Here is a 206-nt window from a genome sequence, read left to right as displayed (position 1 = left end):
GGTCCCGGTCCCTGGCGGGGGTGTCCTCGAAGGTGTCCGGTACGGGCTCGTTCACGGTCATGGCGTTCCTGCCCCTCCGTTCCCTTGCGCGGCGGGCGGCGACTGGACGTGGAAGACGTGTGCGGGAGCCCGCCCCGGCTCCAGGCGCACGTAGTTGTTCCTGCTCCAGTGGTAGGTCTCGCCGGTGAGCTCGTCGCGCACCGGCA

General features: G+C 70.9%; 1 protein-coding gene. It reads right to left on the bottom strand.

The window, feature by feature from the left end; genetic code table 11:
- Positions 1 to 57 precede the first annotated feature (57 nt).
- Positions 58 to 206 (bottom strand): hypothetical protein (locus GTY47_RS41835; protein ID WP_324604475.1); only part of this gene is annotated, 149 nt, incomplete at its 5' end.

Origin of the sequence: Streptomyces sp. SID5464 (genome assembly GCF_009862985.1) — a bacterium.
In the GTDB taxonomy this organism is placed as follows: domain Bacteria; phylum Actinomycetota; class Actinomycetes; order Streptomycetales; family Streptomycetaceae; genus Streptomyces; species Streptomyces chartreusis_D.
The sequence above is the reverse complement of the archived record's forward strand: the minus strand, read 5'-3'. Positions and strand labels throughout refer to the sequence as shown.